The organism is Virgibacillus sp. JSM 102003 (assembly GCF_041949995.1).
GTDB lineage: Bacteria > Bacillota > Bacilli > Bacillales > Amphibacillaceae > Lentibacillus.
The window spans coordinates 1-22,517 of sequence record NZ_JBHFQH010000013.1 but is presented as its reverse complement, the minus strand read 5'-3'; the positions used below and the strand labels follow the sequence as shown (position 1 = coordinate 22,517).

20 protein-coding genes are annotated in these 22,517 nt (G+C 36.8%); 4 read left to right on the top strand and 16 right to left on the bottom strand.

Translation table 11 applies throughout. From position 1 onward, the window contains the following. Positions 1-7 precede the first annotated feature (7 nt). The 9 genes from ACE1TG_RS14240 to ACE1TG_RS14200 all read right to left on the bottom strand — a co-directional run bounded on the left by ACE1TG_RS14240 (position 8) and on the right by ACE1TG_RS14200 (position 13,580). Positions 8-1,363: an acetyl-CoA carboxylase biotin carboxylase subunit gene (locus tag ACE1TG_RS14240; protein ID WP_375053069.1), complete on the bottom strand. Its 1,356-nt coding sequence runs from the start codon at positions 1,361-1,363 to the stop codon at positions 8-10. 9 nt (positions 1,364-1,372) lie between these two features. Further along, a complete protein-coding gene (locus ACE1TG_RS14235; RefSeq protein ID WP_375053068.1) occupies positions 1,373-3,007 on the bottom strand; it encodes an AMP-binding protein in 1,635 nt (544 codons plus the stop codon). 25 nt (positions 3,008-3,032) lie between these two features. Continuing rightward, entirely contained in the window at positions 3,033-4,175 is a 1,143-nt protein-coding gene (locus ACE1TG_RS14230; RefSeq protein ID WP_375053066.1) for an acyl-CoA dehydrogenase family protein, read from the bottom strand. Between the two features lie 78 nt (positions 4,176-4,253). After that, positions 4,254-4,901: a TetR/AcrR family transcriptional regulator gene (locus ACE1TG_RS14225; RefSeq protein WP_375053065.1), complete on the bottom strand. Its 648-nt coding sequence runs from the start codon at positions 4,899-4,901 to the stop codon at positions 4,254-4,256. Between the two features lie 997 nt (positions 4,902-5,898). Beyond that, positions 5,899-8,349 (bottom strand): DNA topoisomerase IV subunit A, encoded by a 2,451-nt coding sequence (gene parC, locus ACE1TG_RS14220; protein ID WP_375053064.1) that lies wholly within the window; start codon positions 8,347-8,349, stop codon positions 5,899-5,901. A 60-nt stretch (positions 8,350-8,409) separates the two neighbouring features. Continuing rightward, positions 8,410-10,362: a DNA topoisomerase IV subunit B gene (parE, locus tag ACE1TG_RS14215; protein ID WP_375053063.1), complete on the bottom strand. Its 1,953-nt coding sequence runs from the start codon at positions 10,360-10,362 to the stop codon at positions 8,410-8,412. A 199-nt stretch (positions 10,363-10,561) separates the two neighbouring features. Further along, a complete protein-coding gene (locus ACE1TG_RS14210) occupies positions 10,562-10,975 on the bottom strand; it encodes a CoA-binding protein (RefSeq protein WP_375053062.1) in 414 nt (137 codons plus the stop codon). 14 nt (positions 10,976-10,989) lie between these two features. Then, the gene (locus ACE1TG_RS14205; protein ID WP_375053061.1) at positions 10,990-12,516 is read right to left on the bottom strand and encodes an ABC transporter permease/substrate-binding protein; all 1,527 of its coding nucleotides are present in this window, start codon (positions 12,514-12,516) and stop codon (positions 10,990-10,992) included. Next, on the bottom strand, positions 12,516-13,580 hold the full coding sequence (locus ACE1TG_RS14200; protein ID WP_375053060.1) for an ABC transporter ATP-binding protein: 1,065 nt from the start codon (positions 13,578-13,580) through the stop codon (positions 12,516-12,518). The genes ACE1TG_RS14205 and ACE1TG_RS14200 overlap by 1 nt, the downstream gene beginning before the upstream one ends. 176 nt (positions 13,581-13,756) lie before the next feature. Here ACE1TG_RS14200 and plsY point away from each other — a divergent pair, with 176 nt between their 5' ends. The 4 genes from plsY to ACE1TG_RS14180 all read left to right on the top strand — a co-directional run bounded on the left by plsY (position 13,757) and on the right by ACE1TG_RS14180 (position 15,904). Next, positions 13,757-14,338: a glycerol-3-phosphate 1-O-acyltransferase PlsY gene (plsY, locus tag ACE1TG_RS14195; RefSeq protein ID WP_375053059.1), complete on the top strand. Its 582-nt coding sequence runs from the start codon at positions 13,757-13,759 to the stop codon at positions 14,336-14,338. Positions 14,339-14,421: 83 nt separating this feature from the next. Beyond that, the gene (folE2, locus tag ACE1TG_RS14190) at positions 14,422-15,363 is read left to right on the top strand and encodes a GTP cyclohydrolase FolE2 (protein WP_375053058.1); all 942 of its coding nucleotides are present in this window, start codon (positions 14,422-14,424) and stop codon (positions 15,361-15,363) included. Positions 15,364-15,366: 3 nt separating this feature from the next. Further along, positions 15,367-15,591 (top strand): membrane protein insertion efficiency factor YidD, encoded by a 225-nt coding sequence (yidD, locus tag ACE1TG_RS14185; RefSeq protein WP_375053057.1) that lies wholly within the window; start codon positions 15,367-15,369, stop codon positions 15,589-15,591. 28 nt (positions 15,592-15,619) lie between these two features. Then, the gene (locus ACE1TG_RS14180; protein WP_375053056.1) at positions 15,620-15,904 is read left to right on the top strand and encodes a HesB/YadR/YfhF family protein; all 285 of its coding nucleotides are present in this window, start codon (positions 15,620-15,622) and stop codon (positions 15,902-15,904) included. Between the two features lie 30 nt (positions 15,905-15,934). Here the strand turns inward: ACE1TG_RS14180 and ACE1TG_RS14175 are convergent, their stop codons facing one another. From ACE1TG_RS14175 to ACE1TG_RS14145, 7 genes are all read right to left on the bottom strand, one after another. Then, on the bottom strand, positions 15,935-16,234 hold the full coding sequence (locus ACE1TG_RS14175) for a hypothetical protein (RefSeq protein ID WP_375053055.1): 300 nt from the start codon (positions 16,232-16,234) through the stop codon (positions 15,935-15,937). Beyond that, the gene (locus ACE1TG_RS14170; RefSeq protein ID WP_375053054.1) at positions 16,234-16,659 is read right to left on the bottom strand and encodes an acyl-CoA thioesterase; all 426 of its coding nucleotides are present in this window, start codon (positions 16,657-16,659) and stop codon (positions 16,234-16,236) included. The genes ACE1TG_RS14175 and ACE1TG_RS14170 overlap by 1 nt, the downstream gene beginning before the upstream one ends. Before the next feature lie 150 nt (positions 16,660-16,809). Next, on the bottom strand, positions 16,810-17,034 hold the full coding sequence (tlp, locus tag ACE1TG_RS14165) for a small acid-soluble spore protein Tlp (protein WP_375053053.1): 225 nt from the start codon (positions 17,032-17,034) through the stop codon (positions 16,810-16,812). 343 nt (positions 17,035-17,377) lie between these two features. Next, the gene (locus ACE1TG_RS14160) at positions 17,378-17,506 is read right to left on the bottom strand and encodes an FbpB family small basic protein (RefSeq protein ID WP_375053179.1); all 129 of its coding nucleotides are present in this window, start codon (positions 17,504-17,506) and stop codon (positions 17,378-17,380) included. Positions 17,507-17,578: 72 nt separating this feature from the next. Further along, positions 17,579-18,160 (bottom strand): TlpA family protein disulfide reductase, encoded by a 582-nt coding sequence (locus tag ACE1TG_RS14155; RefSeq protein ID WP_375053052.1) that lies wholly within the window; start codon positions 18,158-18,160, stop codon positions 17,579-17,581. A gap of 172 nt (positions 18,161-18,332) precedes the next feature. Then, the gene (gene acnA, locus ACE1TG_RS14150; protein WP_375053051.1) at positions 18,333-21,029 is read right to left on the bottom strand and encodes an aconitate hydratase AcnA; all 2,697 of its coding nucleotides are present in this window, start codon (positions 21,027-21,029) and stop codon (positions 18,333-18,335) included. A gap of 208 nt (positions 21,030-21,237) precedes the next feature. Then, a complete protein-coding gene (locus ACE1TG_RS14145) occupies positions 21,238-22,380 on the bottom strand; it encodes an ATP-binding protein (protein ID WP_375053050.1) in 1,143 nt (380 codons plus the stop codon). Positions 22,381-22,517: the final 137 nt, after the last annotated feature.

Sequence of the window (22,517 nt, the reverse complement as noted above, 5' to 3'; positions counted from 1 at the left end):
TTCCTCCTTATTTATTATTAACTTGTGGTAAATAAAAATCTTGTACAAAGCCTGTCGTCGTATTTCCTTTTTTAAATTCTTCATTATCAACAATAGCCAGCAGCATCGGTATATTTGTTTTTATACCTTCTACTTTGTATGTTAATAATGCTTCCTTTAATAATGAGATAGCTTCATCTCTAGTTGATCCTTTAACAATTAATTTACCAATCATCGGATCATAGTATGGTGTTACATCATAATTGTCTGCTACAGCAACTTCATTACGGCAATACTTCCCATCTGGCACCTGAAATACGGATATATGTCCTGGTGATGGAAAAAATGTAACTGGATCCTCTGCATAGATTCGTACTTCAATTGCGTGACCATCTATTTGTAAATCAGATTGTTTAATTGATAGTTCTTCACCATTAGCTATAGCAATTTGGTGTTCAACAATATCCTGACCAGTTATTTCTTCTGTTACCGGATGCTCAACCTGAATTCTCGTATTCATTTCCAGAAAATAAAAGTTCTCCTCTTCATCTACTAAAAATTCAATTGTACCAGCATTGGTATATCCTAAGGACTTTGCAGCTTTTACGGCTGCTTCCCCCATTAATTGACGAGTTCTGTCAGATATAAACGATGAAGGAGCTTCTTCCAGTACTTTTTGATTCCTGCGCTGAATGGAACATTCTCTTTCAAATAAATGGATTGCATTTCCATGGTTATCTGCTAGAAGTTGTATTTCTATATGTCTGGCATTATCCAGTTTCTTCTCTAAGAACATTGCCCCATCACCAAAAAATGTTTGGGCACGTTTTGAGTTACTTTCAAATGCTTTCATAAGCTCTTCATCTGTTTGTACAACCTGCATGCCGATACCACCACCGCCTGCAGAAGCCTTTAGCATAATGGGATAGCCGATATCCTTTGCAATTTTTATAGCTTCTTCCGCAGATGCTATAGCACCATCAGTTCCTGGAACAACAGGAACACCGGCCTTTTTCATGGCATTTCTTGCTTCTATCTTACTGCCCATCTTTTCCATAACTTTACTAGTAGGTCCGATAAATTGAATTCCAGCATGTTGGGTTTTCTCTGCAAACTCTCCACTCTCACTCAGAAATCCATACCCTGGATGGATTGCATCAACATTAGTTTCTTTTGCGATTGAAATAATTTTATCGATGTTTAAGTAACTCTCATTAACACGTGGAGGTCCAAGTAAGAAACTCTCATCAGCCATCGATACAAAAGGTGCTTTTTGATCTGCTTCTGAGTAAACAGCTACTGTTTGTATATCCAGATTCTTACAAGACCTAATAATTCGAGCTGCTATCTCCCCGCGGTTTGCTATAAGTACTTTTTTTATCATAAGCTCCTCCTATTGCCCGATTTGTTCAACTGCATATTCTTTTAGTTTAAATTTTTGGATTTTACCGCTCGCAGTCATTGGATATTCATTTACAAATGCTATGTGCCTTGGTATTTTGTGCCTCGAAATATTGCCTTCGCAAAATGCTCTAATATCATCTTGAGTTGTATTTGCATCATCTTTTAAAATTACCCAAGCCATTACCTCTTCACCATACTTTTTATCTGGTATACCAACAACCTGAACATCAAGTACATCTGGATGCTGATAAAGAAATTCCTCAATTTCACGTGGATATATATTTTCTCCGCCACGGATAATCATATCTTTCATGCGGCCGGTAATTTCCAAATACCCATTTTCATCCATGACTGCAAGATCACCAGTGTGTAACCAGCCATCATGATCGATTGCATTGTTTGTTGCTTCCTCGTTGTTATAATAACCCTTCATCACATGATAGCCTCTCGTACATAGTTCACCGGGGACTCCTTGAACCTGTTCTTCATTTGTACCTGGAGCTATAATTTTCACCTCTACATTTGGATGAACCTTTCCGACAGTACTTGCTTTAAGTTCGGCAGGATCATCTGTTTTTGTTTGGGTGATCACAGGAGATGATTCAGTTTGTCCGTAAGCGATTGTGATTTCCTTCGCGCCCATCTTATTCATAACATCGTTCATTACTTCTATTGGGCAAGTTGAACCCGCCATAATACCCGTACGTAAATGAGAAAAATCGTACTTTGAAAAATTAGGATGATTCAATTCTGCAATAAACATAGTTGGCACTCCATGCAATCCGGTGCATTTTTCTTCTGAAACAGCTTTCATAACCTTTTCGGGTTCAAATTGCTCCAATATCACCATTGTTGTACCCTTGGATACAGCTGCCAGAACGCCTAACACACATCCGAAGCAATGGAAAAACGGAACTGGGATACATAGCCGATCTTTATTCGTTAGTTTCATGCAGTCAGCAATTTGATTTCCGTTATTAACGATATTGGAATGAGTAAGCATGACACCTTTTGGGAATCCAGTTGTACCTGATGTGTATTGCATATTGATAACATCGTGATGGTGTAAGGTCTTTTTTCGTTCATCAAGTTTTACGTCGGAAATTTTACTTCCATTTTCGATCATTTCATCCCACGTATAGGCATTGGAATAATTTTCATCGCTGATTATGACGACATTCTTTAAAAACGGAACATTCTTAGAATGTAACTCTCCCTTTTTTGCATCCTCAAACTCAGGACATACCTGCTTCAACACATCGACGTAAGATGTTCCTTTATATGATTCTGCTAAAATAAGTGTTGTTGACTCAGATTGTTTTAATAGATATTCAAGCTCTTTCGCCTGATAGCTTGTATTCACTGTAACGAGAACCGCACCCATTTTTCCTGTAGCAAATTGGCTGGTAAGCCATTCCGGTTTATTATCGGACCAAATAGCTACATTTTCTCCTTTTTCAATCCCCAACGACATTAAGCCTTTTGCAGCTTTATTGGCCATTTCATCAAATTCTTTATACGTTTTTCTTAAGTTTAGCTCCGGGTAGACAACTGCTTCCTGATCTGGATATAAATTCACTTGCTTTTCCAGTAACTCTCCAACTGTAAAGTTTAGTAAAGACATGAATTTTCTCCCCTCATCGGTATTTCTAGTATCCTAACTGTCTAGCAATTACCATACGTTGTATTTCAGATGTTCCTTCCCCGATTTCCAGTAATTTTGCATCACGCAAGTATCTTTCAACTTCATATTCGCGCATATAGCCATAGCCACCGTGAATTTGTATAGCCTGGTTAGCGTTTTTGAATGCTGTTTCGGTAGCATAAAGTTTTGCATATGCTGCTTCTTTAGAGAATGGTTTATTATTATCCTTCAGCCATGCGGCCTTGTGTACCATATTCCGAGCCAGTTCCGTTTCCATTGCCATGTCGGCAAGCTTGAATTGTATTGCCTGAAAACTGGATATTGATTTACCGAATTGTGTTCTTTCTTTGGCATACTCTAGTGCCTTATCTAAAGATGCTTGAGCTATGCCTAATCCTAGTGCAGCTATCGAAATTCGTCCACCATCTAAGGTGTGCAAAAACTGCTTAAACCCTTTATCGGGATCTCCCAGTAAATTTTTCTGTGGTACACGTACATTATCCAATACAATTTCAGCAGTATCCGAACCACGGACCCCCATTTTGTCATAATTACTGTTAATTGTTACACCTTCAGTATTCGTCGGTACAATTATTGCGCTAATAATATTTTTACCTCTGTCATCTTTACCAGTAACGGCTGTAACAGTTATTGTATTTGAATAATTAGCATTCGTAATAAAGCATTTCTCTCCATTAATTACAAAATCATCGCCATCTACAACCGCAGTAGTTTTTGTTCCACCGGCATCAGAACCAGCATTTGGTTCTGTTAACCCAAATGCTGCAAGTGTTTTTCCCTGGGCAATTGGTGTTAAATATTTCTCTTTTTGTTCCTCTGTTCCAAAATTATAAATAGGACTTGCACCCAGTGATACTGTTGCTGCATAGCTCAGTCCAGTACTGCCACATACCTTACCAATTTCTTCAACAGCTAATGCATAAGATAATGTATCCCCATCTGAACCTCCATACTCTTCAGGAAATGGAATTCCCATCAAACCAAGCTCTCCCATTTGTTTAAATATATCTTCCGGGAATTTTGCTTGTTTATCAATTTCGACTGCCCTAGGTCTTATTACATTATCAGCGAAATCCTGAACCATTTTTTTGATCATCGTTTGTTCTTTTGTTAATTCAAAATTCATGTCAAACCTCCTATTAATCTAACAACAAGACCGACTGGTTGGTCTGCCCACTTCAATAAAAAAAGAAAGCGGTTTCTTTCAATTGGTAAAAAAAGGCTTTTCTATTAATTGATCTAAGTAGTTACTTCCCGATAAAGAATCGATAGTTAGTACTGCATGTAAGATTAAATCAACGAAAATATCGCCAATCTCGTCAATCGATTTTGGGCCGGATTGTTTATACCACTTATATGCCCAATTCACCATCCCGAGTATCGCCATTCCGGTAATTTCTACAGGTAAATCCTTGCGAAATTCACCGCATTCCTTACCTTCCCTTATCGCTCTAATAATTATTTGCTTAAACTGATCACGTTTTTTCTTAATAAGTATTTCATATTCTGGTTTTAAGTAAATATTTTCCTGGTAGAAAACAGAGATGTGTGGTTTATAAAGATCGAATACTTTCACAAAATCCTTTATTATTGCTTGCAGCTTTTTCGTTGGTGATTTATACGTTTCATTCGCAATTGTAGCTTTTTCCAAAACATAAGTTATGAATGTATCGTGAATCACAAACAATAATTCATCTTTTGATGTAAAGTGATGATAGAAACCACCTTTAGAAGTACCTACGTTCTCCACAATTTGATTGACTGTAACACCATGATAGCCATGTCTTTCAAACATTAATAATGCTTCTTGGATTATTTTACTTCTTAAATCCGTTATAAACCCTCCTTCCACAATTTAAGTTTACCTTATCATATTTTTCTGAATATAGGAAGGGGGATTAGAATTATTTAGAAACAGAAGGTATTTTCAGCCAGGAAAGAACCCTATTAGGGAGACTAGAAAGAATAACTACCTTCTTACTTCATAAGTGTAACTAAAAGCTTTCGCCACTAAGGTTTAGCGATTTCCCGAGTTTTCTTAGGATTGTGTACCTTAATTTAGCCAACAGATCATAAAACCCATCCATTTCAGTGATTGACTCAGTATTATTAAAATTCCACGAAATTGTCGATATTTTGTTGCCACTTTTTCGTCCTCTGAATCGAATGTAGTTACACAAAGTATTATTTTTGAAAAAAATAATACAAACAACATAAAATATCGTATGACCATATGATAAAAATGTCTGCGCTTTCTGTTTTCTATTGATATATAAAGGATTTAACCGTTATTAGCAGTTAGGTCGCTTGAAAAAACCCCAATTGTTGTTGCTGTATAAAAGCAAAATAATATACCGAGGAAATACCTGGAACAACTTCAGGGACATGAAGGACTTTTTGTTATGAAAAACAAGCATCATGAAGTTTTAAGGAGACACCAGATTCCTTATTTGCTGGAACTATCCCTATTTCATTTGGATATACGTTAAATAAGTGCTCCTGTGTCCGCTAAACAGATGAAAAATGGCTTTTAGTTTATCAAAAGCTGTTAGAAGAACTAAAGCGCAAGTATCTGTTAAGCGCCGTATGGACTGTGCTCAGCGCTGCGGATGGGTCGACGTTGCCACAGGATGTGGTGGTTTTAGTCGAACATCCTTTATTTCATAATTGTAGACACGGGGAGGGAAGTCCACTAGGCGCTAGGCGATGGCCGGTGAGAACGCGACGTCCTGTACATCGGAGCTGGACGTCGCTGATTCTGATGTCCAATTAACCACAGCACTTAAATTTTATAAGTTCCTATAGAATGAAAAAGAGGCTTGTAGAAATACCAAGCCTCTTCTAATAAATTATTCGGTTGTTTCATCAAATGGTTTTCTGTAAAAAGCTTCCTTCCAGACTTCACTTACCTCACCTTCGTTATCGCTATCTATTACGAATGATCCGTTGCTGTAGCGATCACTAGTAGATAATTCTAATGGGTATATGCTATGTGTATTGCCATTAGTGGTTCTTATGCTTATCGTATCATTTTCATCGACCATAAATAGCCCTTTTACACGGTGAGGTTTACTTTTCAATTCACGTAGCATGATGAGTCCCCGTTTAGCACGGCTGGACTTTTCAAATTCCCGAAGCCTCATTCGCTTGCATGCACCACGTTGGGTTACGACCACAATCGATGGCTCTGATAGGTCATCAAATACTTGACCATTTACAACATATTCATCATCTTTTAGCTTCATTGCTTTAACACCTGCAGCACGCTGACCAACTACAGATATTTCAGACTCGTGATACCATAAACCATATCCTTTATTTGAAGCAACAAACACGTCAGAATTCCCATCTGTCTGAAACACATTTACTACTTCATCATCACCTTTAAGGTTTAAAGCAATAAGTGCTTTGGAGTACCGCTGTGCATTATATAGTGATAATTCACTTCGTTTAACCATACCATTTTTTGTGAAGAAAACAAGATAATTTTCATCGTTAAATTCGCGTACCGGTATACCCTGTATAATTCGTTCATCTTTGTCGATACTCACGATATTGGAGATATGCTGTCCAAGATCCTTCCACCTGATATCTGGTAAAGCATGTACAGGGATGTAAATATATTTACCTTTATTAGTGAATAAAAGTAAATTATCTGTAGTGTTTAACTCCGTTAAACCAACAAGGTAATCCTCATCCTTCATGGCAAAATCTTCTCCATTCGAAGCGCCATAGGAGCGGATGCTTGTCCGTTTAACATAACCATCCCTTGTAGTTGATACTAATACATCTTCACTTGCAACAGTAACTTCAATATTAAAAGTTAACTCTTCAATTTTTTCTTCAATTACTGTTTTCCTGCTATCAGCAAACGATTTCTTTAACTGTTTTAAGTCCTTCTTGATTGTTTGGAAGAGTTTCTTATCACTTGACAAAATTGACTCAAGTTCATCAATTGCTTTCCTTAATTCATCCGCTTCTTTTTCAAGAGACGTTATATCAGTATTTGTTAAACGATACAATTGCAGCATAACAATTGCTTCAGCTTGTGCCTCAGAGAAGTCATATGCTGATATAATGCGTTTTTTAGCATCTGATTTATCTTTTGATGCACGAATTGTTGCGATAAGTTTGTCTAGAATCGATATTGCTTTGATTAAGCCTTCAACGATATGTGAACGGTCATTTGCTTTTTTCAGATCAAAAATAGTTTGTCTAGTTACTACTTCTTTTTGATGTGCAATATAAGCGTCCAGAATCTGGGGCAGTGATAATAATTTAGGAGTTTTATCCTGTATTGCTACCATGTTGAAATGATAGGTTACCTGCAAATCTGTATTTTTATATAAATAATTCAACACACCTTGACTATTAGTACCTTTTTTCAATTCAATAACTACACGCAGTCCCGTTCGGTCTGTCTCATCACGTACTTCAGCAATACCTTCCACTTTTCGGTCAATTCGTAATTCATCCATCTTTTTAACCATATTAGCTTTATTAACCTCAAAAGGAATTTCGTCAATTACAATCTGCTGGCGGTTACCACGAACATCTTCTACCTTCGCTTTCCCCCGCACAATGACTTTACCTTTTCCTGTTTCGTATGCTTTTTTAATTCCATCAATACCTTGAATAATCCCGCCAGTCGGAAAATCAGGTCCTTTTATAACAGTCATTAAATCTTCTAAATCAGCAGACGGTTTATCTATTTTCATAATAACTGCATCAATGACCTCTGAAAGGTTATGTGGCGGGATATCTGTTGCATAACCTGAAGAAATACCTGTGGAGCCATTCACAAGTAAATTCGGAAACTTGGCTGGTAACACAACTGGTTCTGTAATTGTGTCATCAAAGTTTGGAATAAAATCAACTGTGTCTTTGCCTATATCCCGGAGAAGCTCTGAGGCAATACTGGAAAGCCTTGCCTCGGTATAACGCATGGCAGCAGGTGGGTCGCCATCGATACTACCGTTATTACCATGCATTTCAACTAAATCATTTCTAACTTTCCATTCCTGACTTAGGCGAACCATTGCTTCATAAACGGAAGAATCGCCATGTGGATGATAATTCCCGATAACGGTACCAACCGTTTTAGCTGCCTTACGAAAATTCTTATCATGCGTATTTTTCTCTTCATACATTGCATACAATATTCTGCGCTGAACAGGTTTTAATCCGTCACGCGCGTCTGGTAGTGCACGATCTTGAATTATATATTTACTATACCTTCCAAATCTATCACCAATTACTTCCTCGAGTGGAAGGTCTAAATATTTTTCAGGTTGTGACAAACCAATCCCCCCTTGTTAATCTCTTTCAAATTCTCTCTTATATCTTTTTTAAAATGATATTTACGTGTGAATTTTATCGTTCTCTAAAATACTAGCGTCTTCTGCCATACCAAATTGAACATTTCCTTCAATCCATTTTCTTCTTGGGTCAACTTTATCGCCCATTAAGGTAGTGACTCGTCTTTCTGCACGAGCTAAATCTTCAATCGTTACACGGATGAAAGTTCTGCTCTCTGGGTTCATCGTCGTTTCCCATAACTGGTCCGCATTCATTTCACCAAGACCTTTATATCTCTGAATAATATAGCCATTCTTAAATTCCTTTATCGCTTCTTTCATTTCATCGTCATCCCAAGCATATACAACTCTTTCCTTTTTGCCTTTACCTTTAGAAATTTTATAAAGTGGTGGTAGAGCAATATAAATCTTTCCTGCCTCAACCAGAGAACGCATATACCGATAGAAGAATGTTAATAGCAATACTTGAATATGAGCGCCATCTGTATCGGCGTCTGTCATAATAATAATCTTATCGTATTGAACATCCTCTAAATCGAAATCTCCTCCAACACCCGCACCGATGGTATGAATGATTGTGGAAATTTCTTCGTTTTTAAATACATCTTCTAATTTAGCCTTTTCTGTATTAATAACTTTACCACGTAATGGCAATACGGCTTGGAACTTGCGGTCCCGACCTTGTTTTGCAGAACCTCCAGCAGAATCACCCTCAACTAAATAGAGCTCATTCTGTTTTGGATTCCTGGATTGAGCAGGAGTAAGCTTCCCGCTTAACAATGTATCTTTACGCTTTTTCTTTTTACCAGATCTTGCATCTTCCCTGGCTTTTCTTGCGGCTTCACGTGCTTCCTTTGCTTTAACAGCCTTTCGAACTAACATGCTCGCAACGTCAGGGTTTTCTTCCAAAAAATAAGATAATTTTTCGGAGACGACTGAATCTACCGCTGAGCGTGCCTCTGTAGTTCCGAGTTTGCTTTTTGTCTGACCTTCAAATTGTAATTTTTCTTCTGGTATACGTACCGAAACAATAGCTGTAAATCCTTCACGAATGTCTGTACCTTCTAAGTTTTTATCTTTCTCCTTAAGGAGAGCATTTTTTCTGGCATAATCATTAAATATCCGTGTTATTCCAGTTCGTGCACCGGATTCATGTGTCCCACCATCTTGTGTTCGTACATGATTCACAAAAGATAGCATGCTTTCTGCAAATCCATCATTGAATTGGAATGCAAAATCAACCTCAAGCCCTTGTTGTTCCCCTTCAAACGATACAACGGGATGTAGTGTATCCTTTTCTTCATTCAAATAAGAAACAAAAGATTCAAGCCCGTCTGGAAACTGATATTCTTCTTTAACCTGGTATCGTTCATCTGATAACTCGATTTTCAATCCTTTTAATAAAAATGCAGCCTCACGTAAACGTTCAGTTAATGTTTCAAAATTGTAAACTGTTACTGAAAAAATACTTGGGTCCGGCTTAAAATGAATTATGGTACCTTTCTTTTTGGTTTTTCCTATTTTCTCAAGTGAACCGGATGGCTTTCCACCGTTTTCAAATCGCTGAATGTATTTATTCCCATCACGGAAAATGGTTACTTCCAGCCATTCAGAAAGCGCATTTACTACGGATGCCCCAACACCATGCAAGCCACCGCTTGTTTTGTAGCCACCTTGTCCAAATTTACCTCCAGCATGCAACACTGTGAAGATTACTTCTGGTGTTGGCTTACCTGTGCTATGGGTACCGGTTGGTATGCCTCTCCCGGTATCTTCGACGGATATGCTGTTATCCCTATGTACTGTCACTTTAATTACATCGCCATAACCTGCTAATGCTTCATCCACAGCATTATCAACTATCTCAAAAACCAAATGATGTAATCCCCGTTGATCTGTACTGCCTATATACATTCCAGGTCTTTTCCTTACAGCCTCAAGTCCTTCTAATACTTGAATTGAATCATCTGTGTATTGTAATGATTGCTTTACCATTCAGCTGCAGACTCCTCTCCGAACTTTATAATTTGTTTTTTATAATATTTTTATATTAGAACAAGCGTTTGTAAATGTAAAATAATTCTTCAATAGTATATTAACCATACTAACCTAAGGCACGTTAATAAGTATACTATAATTTAAGTAGAGCGCAAAAAAAGAATGACCAATCAAGGCCATTCTCAAAACAATTTTCTTAAACGAGAATGGAATGTGCTACCTTTATGCACATATCCATTATAACCATAAAGTCACGTTCTTTTAAATAATCATATGCTTCCTGGTTTATGAGACCTTGCTGGGCCCAGAACACTTTACAGTCTGTTTTTGCAGCTTCTTCTGCAATTGCTGGTAAAAATTCTGATCGCCTGAACACATTAATAATATCAATCGGCTCTTTTACATCAGTTAGCGAATTATAAGCTTTCTCCCCGAGTACATTATCTATTGTAGGGTTAACCGGAATAATTTTATAACCTTTATCCTGCATTATTTTTGAAATTTGATAAGATGTCCTGGCAGGTTTATCGGAGAGACCCACAACTGCTATATTTCTTGAAGAGTCTAAGACATCTTTAATTGAATCATTAGATGGGTTTTCCCACTTCATTCATTGTACCTCCCTTATTTTTCAATCAGACCTTGCTCCACTAAATATTCACGAGCAACCGTTTCTGGCGGTCTATCTTCATAATCAACTTGGTAATTCATTTGACGCATTTGGTTATCTGTTATTTTACCCCCGAGTTTATTTAATATTTTTTCTAACTCCGGATATTTCTCAAGTGTGTCTTGGCGCATCAAAGGTGCACCTTGATAAGGCGGAAACAAGTTCTTGGGATCGTTCAGGGTTACTAAGTTTTGTTCTATCATATAACTGCTTGTTGCATATGCGTCAATAACATCTACTTCTCCATTCGCTAATGCATCCTGGCGAATTCCTGGTTCCATTGTTTTCACATTTGCAATATCCAGGTTATAAACCTCTTGCATTCCAACATATCCGTCATATCGGTCTTTAAATTCCAGTGTGAAGCCAGCAGTAATATCATTTTCTATTTTGTTCAAGTCACCTATTGATTTCAGGTTATGCTTATTGGCCATCTCTTCTGTCGTTGCAACAGCATATGTGTTGTTAAACTTCATAGGTTCCAGCATAACCATACCGAACTCCTCCATCATTCCTTGTCTTGCTTGCTCATATACTTCCTGTTTGTTATTACTGTTCGCTTTTTGTTCTAGGTGAGTTACGATAGCAGTTCCAGTAAATTCAGGATATATATCTATGCTGCCATTTTTCAATGCACTAAATACAAATGAGGTTTTACCTAATCCTGGCTTAAGATTAACATTTAAATTCGTTTCTTCTTCAATTAGAAGTTTGTACATGTTTATTAGGATCGCTGGCTCAGAACCAAGTTTCCCTCCAATAGTCAAGTCTGCTTTCTTTGCAGAAGTAAAGAAAAGTGGTGAGGAAACCACTAATACAGCTATAATTAACATGGCAATAAAAGATTTAAAACCTGTACGTCTGGAGACACGTTCAAAGCCTCGTAATATAATGTCAAGTACAATTGCCAATAAGGCAGCTGGAATTGCACCTAACAGAATGAGGTTTAAATCTGCTCCACGATCAATCCCCAGCAGGATAAGTTCACCTAACCCACCGGCCCCGATTAAAGCAGCAATTGTTGTTGTCCCAACAATCAGTACCATGGATGTACGGACTCCTGCCATGATAACTGGCATCGCAATTGGCAGTTCTACTTTTGTTAATCGTTTCAATGAGTTCATACCCATACCAGTTGCAGCCTCTTTTAGAGCAGGGTTTACTTCTTTAATACCCGTATATGTGTTTCGTAAAATGGGCAGTAAACCATATGCTGTTAAGGCAATAATAGCAGGGGTTGTTCCAATACCAAAGAATGGAATGAGAAATGCCAGAACAGCTAAACTTGGTATCGTCTGCATAACAGCAGATATACCAATTATTGGTTCTTCCACGCGTTGATACCTAGTCAGAACTAGCCCTAATGGAACGGCAATAACGATGGCAATGACTAATGACATTAATGAGATTTGTAAGTGTTCCCAAATTGTCTCTAGTAATATATCCTGTCTTCTTTGAAAAACGGAAATAAATTCCTCCATTAGTGAATCACCCCGTTTTCCATTTTAGTTTTGCTTTTTAGAAATGAAACAATATCCTTATAGCTAAGTGTAGCAACTAGCTTTCCTTGTTTTAATACCGGAAAAACATGTTGCTCGCTATCTTCTAAAGTCTCTGCTGCTTTATAAAGTGGCATATCGTTATCCAGATATTGAACAGATTGTTCTTGACCATCCTTCACAGCCCCAACAAACATATCATGCTCATCCTTTATCATATACAATCCATGGTTGAGAAAGCTTCCATTATTAAATTCTGTTTTTGATATAACAAATGATTGGGATTGATCTGCTATAACATCAATCGCAGTTTGCCATGGGGACTTTCTTTTCCCGATAAAGTCTTTTACATATTGATTTGCTGGTCTTAAAATAAGTTGCTGAGGCGTGTCTACCTGAACAATCCCGCCATCTTTCATAAGACAAACTTTATCACCAAGAGCCATGGCCTCATCAATATCATGCGTGACAAAAACAATTGTCTTTTTTATTTCTTTTTGCAGTTTTCTGATATCGCTTTGTAATTGTTCGCGACTGATTGGATCAAGCGCACTGAAGGGCTCATCCATTAGAATTATATCCGGATCAGCAGCTAGTGCACGGATAACACCAATTCGCTGTTGTTCACCTCCGGAAAGTTCACTAGGCATTCTTCTCTGGTATGTGGACGGATCAAGTCCAACCATATTAAGCAAATTTTTGTTTCTTTCCTGAATATTTTTGCGTTTCCACTTTTTCATTTCCGGAACTAGGGCTATATTTTCCTCAATAGTCAAATGTGGAAATAAGGCAATTTCCTGAAGTACATATCCTATATTCCATCGTAGCTCATGAATTTTGTAAGTATTAATATTCTGACCATTTATGTATATATTTCCCACTGTCGGTTCAATAAGTCGATTAATCATCTTCATAGTTGTCGTCTTTCCACACCCACTTGGCCCTATTAATGTAACAAGCTCACCTTCATTTACTTTCAATGAGAAGTCTTTGATAGCTTCGGTACCATCTGGATATACTTTTTTTACATTCTTAAATTCAATCATATACCTCTTCCTTTATATTTTAATTCTTAATAATATAACAATAACTTATACCCCATACCAGTAAATTGCAAACATGAAATGGAATATTTTTAAAACAATAAAGGTTCTTTGATTAACTGCTTCATGGTAAAATAAGAGATAGCTTAATTTATTTTTACTGGAAGGAAGGAAACAGTGTGGAATATTTAGTATTTGCAATTATTGCTTATTTATTGGGATCCATCCCATCAGGACTTATTGTTGGGAAACTTGGCTACAAAATTGATATTCGAGAACACGGTAGTGGTAACCTTGGTGCAACAAATACATTTCGCATTCTAGGGATAAAGGCTGGTATCATTGTGACGATATCAGATATTCTAAAAGGAACAGTTGCGACACTTGTCCCGTTATTTTTTGATGCTGAGGTGTACCGGCTGGCAATTGGATTATTCGCTGTTTTAGGACATACTTATCCCTTATTTGCTAAATTAAAGGGGGGAAAAGCAGTTGCAACATCCGGGGGGATATTACTTGGTATCAGCCCCATTTTATTCACGATTATAGTCATATCTTTTATCGTAACATTATACGTTTCAAAGTACGTGTCCTTATCTTCAATGATTACAGGCATTGTCGCAGTTATTATCTCCATTATTCTGCAAGATATAGGTCTTATTATTGTTACTGCTGGTTTAGCTGCTTTTGTATTTTACCGTCATAGTGAAAATATTAAACGAATTAAGAATAAAACAGAACCAAAGATAAAATGGATGTAGACTATCTATTAAGCCAATAAATTGAATATTAATTTTTGCTTAAGTATACTATGGTTATGTAAGTTTAGAAAGGGGTCACCGATATGGATAAAATAAAACCATTCCCAAAAAAGCAGTTACCGGACAAAGATCAACGACATAAACTATTTGGTTCTGTACAGCCCGGCCCAAGAACGAAGCCTAGTGAAAAAAGAGAGATGGCTGATCTGCAGAATACAAAAAAAGATTTCTTATTTGACCTCGATGAAGTAGGTATTAAAAACGTAAAACATCCTATAACCGTAACAAGTACTTTAGAACCAAATGTACAATCAACAATTGGAACATTTAAATTTTCTTCCAGTATAGATAAAGCAAGTAAAGGTACTAATATGAGCAGATTCACAGAACAGCTTCAATCATACTATCAAAAGGGACTTACAATTGACCTTCTAACACTTAAAACATTCACAAAAGATTTGGCAGGTCGTTTAAACCAATCGGATGCAGAAGTTGAGGTCAGCTTCCCTTGGTTTTATGAAAGAAGAGGACCTCACTCGAATCTCCCAGGTATGAATCATGCTGATATTACGATCAATGTGAAATATGATAATGTTAAAGGATATACTATACAAGCTTCACTGTCATCACTTATTACAACACTCTGTCCTTGCTCTAAAGAAATAAGTGAGTATAGCGCCCACAATCAGCGTGGTCTTGTAAAGATGACTGTTTCACTAGCTGATGATTTTGACGAAAGTTTATTAGATTGGAAAGAATCATTGCTGGAAGCAGCGGAAAGTAATGCGAGCGCAAGGTTACATCCAGTATTAAAACGACCTGATGAAAAAATGGTCACTGAGCAGGCTTACGAGAATCCACGATTTGTAGAAGATATGGTGCGTTTGGTTGCAGCTGATATATATGAAATGCCTTTTGTCACTAAATTCAGTGTACAATGCCGTAATGAGGAATCCATCCACATGCACGATGCCATTGCATCTGTGACATATGATAAGTTCCAAGACGAATTGAATGAAGGCTAAGCTATGAAATATATCTTTATCGGACTAATAAAATTTTATCAAAAAGCCATTAGCCCATTTAAGCCTCCTACATGTCGTTTTCTTCCAACATGTTCTGAGTATGGGTTATTAGCTTTTAAACGATTTGGCTTTTTTAAAGGTGGCTTTTTAACTATTAAGCGCATTAGTAAATGCCATCCTTTTCATCCAGGCGGGATTGATGGTGTACCCGAGAAAAAAAGTAAGTAATCCTTACACTTCAAGGGGGTTGACTGGATTGAATCTACAAATAACCAAAGAAGCTGCAAAGTGGTATAAGAAGGAATTCGAAATTGACCATCGAAGCCTATTACGATTCTATGTTCGATATGGATTTGGTGGGGTTATACCAGGATTCTCGTTGGGTGTTAGCTATGATACCCCGAAAGATGTGCACGCTTCATGTAACGCAGAGGGTATAACTTTTTTTATAGAAAGTAAAGATGCCTGGTATTTCGATGATAAAGATATAAAAATACAATTAGATGAACAATCGCAGGAACCTGAGTTCATATATTTTTAAGAGGCGTTAGCTAACGCCTCTTAATTTATGTTATAAATTAAATTTCCTCAAATGACTCCATTGTTGTTCACTCATTAATATCGATTTTTGTTTCTCTCCGAATAAGTCGAAGTGTGGATAATTGTCGTCCATATGAATCCAATTCGGTTGAAGATCGTATGTCTCGCCCCAGGCAATTAATTTCTCTACATCATTGCAGCCAACTTTTGTGACAGTATAGCATCCTGGAAATCGTTCATCCATCCAGTAATGTGTCAAAAACGCTATACGCCCACTACTAACTTCTGATTTCCAGTGTGTTAACTCTTTCCTTAGTAAACCAAATGCCATTAGGATTCCCCATTTATTTGCTTCATATATGCTTGATGCCAATCAGGAAATGCTTTTCTTAAGGATAAGGGGCGAAATGTGTCCTTATGCACAATTACATGTTTAGTTGTCCCGCTAACAGCAATATCATTATTCTTATTTATAATATTATAGGCATAAACTGTACGAATTCCATCATATGTTTCAACCCATGTTTCTACAGTTGTATCCTCACCATAACGAATTGGTTTCTTGAATGAAATTTGCACATCAACTACAGGAGACACAATACCATATTTTTCCATATCTGTATATGTAAAACCCAAATTTTCTATAAATTTTGTACGGCCAATTTCAAACCATACTAAGTAATTCGCATGATAGACAACCCCCATTTGGTCAGTTTCCTGATATCTTACTTCTATTGGTGTACGTACCTTATTCAACAACTATTCACCCTTTCATTACTATTACACTACACATTTTATCACAAAAAGTTATTGAAATAAGATACTAAGCACTTATGCTGTTACACTGCTATTGCCAGAGAAAACCTCAAACCAGAAAATCTGGTTTGAGGTTTGAGGTTTGATTTGTTATGATTTTGATTCGTCACTGATTTCTTGTCGCATTCCTTCAACCGCTTGTTCTCGTCTCTCATTTTTTGCTTTAATATTTTCTTTTTCTTTACCAGATGAGAATTCCATTGTTTCATCGGCCTCTTCCATATTTTCAAGCGTATCCTGTACCATGTGCTGAAGTTTCTCTACGTTATCACTGCGGTCATCAGGTTTCGGTTTGTTGTTATATTTATCAGTCATTCAACTACTCCTTTTTGAAATTTATATTCCACCTTCCAAGGTGATCTATCCTTAATTTTTACCTTAAACCTGATATTATACAAAAATAAAAGCCTGTCCTATTTAAAGGACAAGGCAATTATTTATTAACGAGTTCAGTAATAGAGCAAAATACTATTTATACGCTTAACTTTATTAAGGAGCCGAATCCAATCAAGAATTTAAAGGAAAGGATCCGCCAAATCAGTAAACCGAATCCTCGTTCCGTTAAAAAATTGAATTTCAACATTAAACAATAGCGGCTAAATGTATTCTGATTTATATATGATTAATACTTTTCTCTCCCAAAACTGAAACCGTTACATTATTGCTCAGTTTTCTTTTTATTTAACAACCGGTGTTTCATTTCAAAACCTTGCTCAATTTCTTCTAAACGAGTCCGGTCTTCTAAAATCTGTCTTCTGTTTTCTTTTACCAGCTCATCAAAAGAGATTCTTTTCTTTAATGAAATAGTAATCCACTCCTTTTTATGAGTAGTATTACCAATTCTTAGTAAATATATAATTTATTTTAACTTATCTAACATTTTAGTCATATACTCATATGTCATCGGGCCAGCTTTATGTGGATGTTGAATTTTGCCATCTGTTCCAATAAAATAAGTAGTCGGAATAATCGACACATTATATTTTTTACGAGCATCTAAGTCCTTATCGAGTGGTACTGTGTAGGTATAGTTATGTTTGTTAATATAATCTCTCGCTGCCTTAACCCCAACTTCATTACCTGTAAGATTTACAGCTATAACTTCCACTTCATCTTTATGATCTTCATAAAACTTTTGCATTTCAGGCATTTCTTTCTTACAAGGATTACACCATGATGCCCAAAAGTTTAAAATAACTTTCTTCCCACGTAAATCAGATAATTTAAAAATGTCTCCTGACAGTGTCTGAAGTTCGAAATCAGGAGCCATTTTTCCGGGTTTAATCCCCGTCTGCCCGGGAGCCACTATACCAGCTCCTTCAGCATTGCTCTCAGTTGTACCTGATCCACTTGTTTCATTCGTATTATTATCAACTAAGCCAACTATAACAATGACACTGAGTGTTACTAATACCACTATACCAAGTAACTGTTTTATCATTATGAATCCCCTACCTATATCATCCAATATTCATATGGTATTGCTATTTCATATATATGTAAAGCATATTGGATTATTGTTCATAAATAATTCATATTAATTGCGCTTATACAGTTGGACAGTAAAAAGCCAATGCATCGATAATAACGATACATTGGCTTTAAAGATAAGATTACTTAAGTTTGTTGCGTAGAACCATTTGTAGAATACCACCATGACGGTAGTAATCAATTTCAACATCACTGTCAAAACGAGCTATTACATTAAATTCAGTAGTTTTACCGTCATCAGCAACTGCTTTTACCTTAACAAGGTCATGTGGTTTCACATTCTCATCAATTTCCACATTAAATGTTTCTTTACCAGTCAGGCCAAGCTTTTCGGCGCTTTCGCCATTTTCAAACTGTAGTGGCAGTACCCCCATCATTACAAGGTTTGAACGGTGAATTCGCTCGAAACTTTCAGCAATAACTGTTTTTATACCCAGTAAATCTGTTCCTTTTGCAGCCCAGTCGCGTGAAGAGCCCATACCGTAATCTTTGCCGCCGATTACCAGTAAATCTGTACCGTTTTCCTGATATTTCATGGCTGCATCGTAAATCGGCATAATTTCTTCGGTTGGCCAATAGGTTGTGTAACCACCTTCAGTTCCTTGTGCCAATAAGTTACGAATACGAATATTAGCAAATGTGCCACGCATCATAACTTCATGATTACCACGGCGTGAACCATAGGAATTGAAGTTTCTTGGCGATACATTCTTCTCTTGCAAATACTTTCCTGCTGGCATATCTTTTGCAATAGCACCAGCTGGTGAAATGTGGTCAGTAGTAACAGAGTCGCCAAACTTACCAATTGCACGTAGTTTATTTAATGGCTTCACTGTTCCTTTTTCTTTAGATAGTCCTTCAAAGAATGGTGGATTCTGAATGTATGTTGAGTCACTATCCCATTCGAATAAAGGTTCATCTGTTGTTTGAATTTCATTCCATTTTTCATTTGAATTAAATACGTTTTCATATTCTTTACGGAAAATTTCAGGTTTAACAACACTTTCTACTGTGTCTTTGATTTCATCCATTGACGGCCATATATCAGCTAAGTAAATTGGCTCGCCGTCTGCATCTGTTCCAAGTGCCTCTTTTGTAAGATCAACATCAACAGTTCCTGCAAGTGCATATGCAACAACTAATGGAGGTGATGCTAAATAGTTTGCTTTTACAAGTGGATGGATACGGCCTTCAAAGTTTCTGTTACCTGATAGTACTGAAGAGACAGTCAAATCACTTTTCGAGATAGCTTCCTCAATTTCAGGACGAAGTGGTCCAGAGTTACCAATACAAGTTGTACAGCCATAACCTACTAAGTTAAATCCTAGATTATCAAGATATTCATTTAATCCTGAGTCCTCTAAGTAACGTGTAACAACTTTAGAGCCAGGAGCAAGTGATGTCTTCACATATTCCGGTACAGCTAGACCTTTTTCCACAGCCTTTTTCGCCAATAAGCCTGCACCTAACATTACATATGGATTGGAGGTGTTTGTACATGATGTAATTGCAGCAATAGCAAGTGCACCCGTTTCCATCACAGACTCTTTCCCATTAGGATGTTTTACAATTGCCTCTTTATCAAATTCTGATTTATCCATACCAAAACCTTGGTTGCCTTCTGGAGCTGTAATTGCTTTATTAAACTCTTTTTTCATATTTGATAAAGAAATTAAATCCTGGGGACGTTTTGGCCCTGAAAGATTTGGTTCCAGCTCAGATAAATTGATTTCCACTAGTTCTGAATACTCAGGGTCCTCTTGGTCTGCTGAGTACCAAAGATTATTTTCTTTGCTGTACTTTTCAACTAAGTCGATTTGTTCTTCACTTCGACCTGTTAATCGCATATAACTTAATGATTCTTCATCTACTGGGAAGAAACCACATGTTGCACCATATTCAGGCGCCATGTTTGAAATTGTTGCACGATCTGCAAGTGGCATATCTTTTAGTCCAGGTCCAAAATACTCTACAAATTTCCCAACAACTTTCTTCTCACGCAGAACCTGCGTAACCTTTAATGCTAAGTCAGTAGCAGTTGTTCCTTGTGGAAAGCTTCCAGTAAATTTAACACCTATTACTTCTGGAGCTGGAAAATAAGATGGCTGTCCAAGCATACCTGCTTCTGCTTCAATACCACCTACACCCCAGCCAAGAACTCCTAGCCCATTAATCATGGTTGTATGAGAGTCTGTGCCGAACAATGTATCTGGAAATGCTTCATAAGTACCATCTTCGTTTTCTAGTCCATGAACAACATTTGCAATGTATTCTAGGTTTACTTGGTGTACGATACCTGTTGCTGGTGGAACAGCACGATAATTTTCAAATGCCTTTTGTGCCCAATGTAAAAATTCATAACGTTCACCATTACGTTCAAATTCAAGATCCATATTTGCTTTAAGTGCATTTGGTGTTCCATATTGGTCAACTTGTACAGAGTGATCAATAACTAAATCAACTGGTACCTCTGGGTTAATTTTATTTGGTTCGCCACCCATATCAACCATAGCCTTACGTAGTGAAGCAAGGTCAACAACCGCAGGAACACCAGTGAAGTCCTGCAGGATTACTCGTGATGGCTTGAAAGGAACGTCTACATCCTCTCCGTCTTTTGTTCCCCATTTTGATAGTCCTTCAATGTGATCATCTTTAATTACATGACCATCTCTTTGGCGAATAAGTGATTCAAGAAGAACCCGTATCGAAAATGGCAGGCGTGATACCTTCCCGAAGCCAGCATCTTCTAGTGCTTTTAATTGATAGTAATTATACGTTTTACCATTCAAATCAAACTGCTTTTTCGCATCAATTTGCATATAAGATATACCCCTTTCTGTCATCCTTAATTGTCGTATCCTTCAAGGGATTTTGACAAAAATATTATTCTACTAATATATCTTATATGAAATTATTATATAAAACAAATGATTATTGCCTCATGCCATATATTAATAAATTATTAGAAGTGATAATAATTACTTATACAATAATAAAATTAATCGGAATAATAATTATAATTTCAATTTAATATTCTTTACTTTGTTTCGGTAAAATAATTCTAAAAGTACTTCCTTTATTCTCATTTTGCAGTATCTCGAGTCTTCCATCATGCCTTTCAAGAATTTGTGTTGTAATCATTAACCCAAGTCCTGTCCCGGATTGTTTCGTGGTAAAAAAAGGTTCTCTTAATTTATGTATAATTTCTTCAGGTATTCCCGGTCCTTCGTCAACTATATCCAACAAAATACTATCTTCACCTGTTAGGACATTTAATTGAATATCACCTGGTTCTTCCATCGCTTCTATAGCATTTTTAACGATATTTATGAGTACTTGTTTTATTTGGGAACGGTCGCAATAAACAGATTGACCATCCGTCTGATCAAAGAGAATTTCGATATTCTTGAGTTTGGCTTGGGGTCTTAATAGTGTTACAACATCTTCAGCCATTTCCTGTACAATTTCCATTTTCTTGTTGTCTGTTAGAGGTTTGGAGATGAAAAGTAGCTCTGAGGTGATAGTTTCCATTTTCTCAATTTCATCAATCATGATTTTGTAATATTCTTCTTTTCTGTTCACACCTGCCTGAAGCAGCTGCAGAAACCCTTTCAATGATGTTAGCGGATTTCGAACCTCGTGGGCAATACCGGCAGCAAGTTGCCCGGCTACTGACATCTTTTCAGACCGGATCATCAATTCTTCTGCTTCTTTCTTGTCAGAAATATCTTTTACTGCTGCAGCATAATATACATCATTAGAATCTTTTATCTGTGAGACTAAGTTTTCAGTCCATATATTCTTCCCATGAATGTTCTGAATCATTATGTTGAAAATTTGTGATGACTCTTGGTCAGTGTCGAAATGTTTTTTTATGTATGCCACATCTTCCTTAGAAACCTTTTCAAACCATTGTGTACCAAGCAGATCTGTTACCTGATAACCTAGTAGTCGTTCAACTGATTTAGATATGTAGACAATTCTACCGTTTTTATCCCATATAGCAATAAATCCATTTGTATTTTTGTCTATCCATTGAAGAATGGAAGGCGGTAATGCTGCAATATTATTAAAAAAATCTTTCGGATTAGGATTAGAATTAGTAGTGGTAATTTGTTCTTTTTTGATGTTGTTGTTTTCTGTTTGTTGGTTACTATCTTTATTTTCCAAGGCATTCCCTCCTCGTATAATAAGTTTTGAATCACAGTTGATGTCAATTTCCAGTAAGGTTTTGTTCCTTGACAAATGAATCCTTAGTTTTGTATTCCGGGCTAGCCCGGAATACAAATTTCGGGACTTGGATGCTT

Bases quoted from the DNA above. Each gene is read 5' to 3' on its own strand.
- ACE1TG_RS14240 (WP_375053069.1), bottom strand. From the start codon at position 1,363: ATGATAAAAAAAGTACTTATAGCAAACCGCGGGGAGATAGCAGCTCGA.
- ACE1TG_RS14235 (WP_375053068.1), bottom strand. From the start codon at position 3,007: ATGTCTTTACTAAACTTTACAGTTGGAGAGTTACTGGAAAAGCAAGTG.
- ACE1TG_RS14230 (WP_375053066.1), bottom strand. From the start codon at position 4,175: ATGAATTTTGAATTAACAAAAGAACAAACGATGATCAAAAAAATGGTT.
- parE (WP_375053063.1), bottom strand. From the start codon at position 10,362: ATGGTAAAGCAATCATTACAATACACAGATGATTCAATTCAAGTATTA.
- ACE1TG_RS14210 (WP_375053062.1), bottom strand. From the start codon at position 10,975: ATGAAGTGGGAAAACCCATCTAATGATTCAATTAAAGATGTCTTAGAC.
- ACE1TG_RS14205 (WP_375053061.1), bottom strand. From the start codon at position 12,516: ATGGAGGAATTTATTTCCGTTTTTCAAAGAAGACAGGATATATTACTA.
- ACE1TG_RS14200 (WP_375053060.1), bottom strand. From the start codon at position 13,580: ATGATTGAATTTAAGAATGTAAAAAAAGTATATCCAGATGGTACCGAA.
- folE2 (WP_375053058.1), top strand. From the start codon at position 14,422: ATGGATAAAATAAAACCATTCCCAAAAAAGCAGTTACCGGACAAAGAT.
- yidD (WP_375053057.1), top strand. From the start codon at position 15,367: ATGAAATATATCTTTATCGGACTAATAAAATTTTATCAAAAAGCCATT.
- ACE1TG_RS14175 (WP_375053055.1), bottom strand. From the start codon at position 16,234: ATGGCATTTGGTTTACTAAGGAAAGAGTTAACACACTGGAAATCAGAA.
- tlp (WP_375053053.1), bottom strand. From the start codon at position 17,034: ATGACTGATAAATATAACAACAAACCGAAACCTGATGACCGCAGTGAT.
- ACE1TG_RS14155 (WP_375053052.1), bottom strand. From the start codon at position 18,160: ATGATAAAACAGTTACTTGGTATAGTGGTATTAGTAACACTCAGTGTC.
- acnA (WP_375053051.1), bottom strand. From the start codon at position 21,029: ATGCAAATTGATGCGAAAAAGCAGTTTGATTTGAATGGTAAAACGTAT.